The sequence below is a fragment of the Chitinivorax tropicus genome (assembly GCF_014202905.1).
In the GTDB taxonomy this organism is placed as follows: domain Bacteria; phylum Pseudomonadota; class Gammaproteobacteria; order Burkholderiales; family SCOH01; genus Chitinivorax; species Chitinivorax tropicus.
Window position 1 is genome coordinate 1 of record NZ_JACHHY010000084.1, and the last position, 1,363, is coordinate 1,363.

At 48.1% G+C, this 1,363-nt stretch carries 3 protein-coding genes; all 3 read right to left on the bottom strand.

The features are described from left to right. Positions 1 to 254 precede the first annotated feature (254 nt). Positions 255 to 563 (bottom strand): hypothetical protein, encoded by a 309-nt coding sequence (locus tag HNQ59_RS19410; protein WP_184042032.1) that lies wholly within the window; start codon positions 561 to 563, stop codon positions 255 to 257. Between the two features lie 10 nt (positions 564 to 573). Continuing rightward, positions 574 to 900 carry a hypothetical protein gene (locus HNQ59_RS19415; RefSeq protein WP_184042033.1) on the bottom strand — a complete coding sequence of 109 codons (327 nt, stop codon included), beginning with the start codon at positions 898 to 900 and terminating at the stop codon, positions 574 to 576. Positions 901 to 932: 32 nt separating this feature from the next. After that, positions 933 to 1,363 (bottom strand): hypothetical protein (locus tag HNQ59_RS19420; RefSeq protein ID WP_184042034.1); only part of this gene is annotated, 431 nt, incomplete at its 5' end.

The following is a 1,363-nucleotide window of genomic DNA, read 5'->3' on the forward strand; positions in this document are numbered from 1 at the left end:
GTGCCCGCCAGCACCTGCTGTGTCTCGCGCTGGCCGTTGCCGTCCAGCTTGCTCACCAACCGGCCCAACAGGTCATAGCCATAGCGTGTCACCGGTTGCGCCCGCTCCCGGAAGCCGTTCCCATACGTCACGTCCGTCTCCGGGTCGGTTTTTTTGATTAGGGCATCTCTGCACGAATCAAATAATAAACTTTTAAAATCAAATTTTTTTAGTTATTTATTTACTCATAATTGATTCATGCAGATGTGCACCAATTAACTCCGAACCAACTTTTGTGCCTCTCTCAATATCACTTTTGCTTCAAAGATTGGGTCATCAGAAGTCGCCTCAATAAGCTTCAAAGCACTTTCATCGGGGAAAAGTTCATCAATTTCCTTTATTAGCGCAAACGAACCATCCCCCTCAAGATATTGAGATAACACAGTCACATACCAAGGCCAGCTTTCTTCCACTTGATGATTAAGGACAAGCCTACTCAATATTTGCGAATCTTCAGGTGTCAGTGAGCTTACAAACTCCGCAACAACTTCCACCAGTTTTCTTCTTTTTGCATTCATAACCATTTAGCTCCAATTATGGATGATGAGTAAGTGAATAGTTAATCCATGAATTTCGTGAGGCAAGTTGTTCCATGAAGTAATCACTCATCCAAATTTTCTTTGTTGCCATGTCAGTTGGCGGAAGTAAGGAACCATCAGCAATACCAGCCCGATATGAAGCACCGATTGCCGCTTTCTCTTCGTCAATAAAAAGCACTGAATTGACCGGGTCACCAAATACATGGGCGGGTGGATTGTCGAACTTTATTGACGCCGTCCTAGTAGGGGTTACAGCCCTAAACTCCGCAACTCCAGAACCAAGCGCAGTTGCCACATCACCAACTGAGAGATTTCCGCCCAAGGGATGATTATGGGTGAATATATTACATCCCATTAAAGGATAGTCTCTAGCTGCACTAGTCGTATTTCGGCTCCTTTGGCCAAGCCTGCACGCCTTACACTAAGTATCTGACCACTTTGGCTATCAACAATAAAACCGACTTCTCGAGAAAAGCCTGCAAATCTTCCTTCGATGCTTGCCAATGTTGTAGTCGCGCCGCTTAGAACAATCCCCCCCAATTCTACCCCACCCGACACCCGCCCCAGTTTGAATTCCGGCGGCACCGCATACTGCGCCAATCCCGTCTGGTACTGATAACGCTCAAACATCAACCCAGCCTGGGGGCCGAATTCGTTCAGCATCCACCGGCCTGCACCACTGGCTGCCTCGCCCACATTCATGCCGCCATATCTGGACAGCCCCCCGCCCAGCAGCAGGTTACCGATCAGATCGCCGCCCGCTTGTGCTGCATTCTGATTCTTGA

Excerpts from the sequence above, each read along its gene's own strand:
- HNQ59_RS19410 (WP_184042032.1), bottom strand. The coding sequence starts at position 563 with ATGGTTATGAATGCAAAAAGAAGAAAACTGGTGGAAGTTGTTGCGGAG.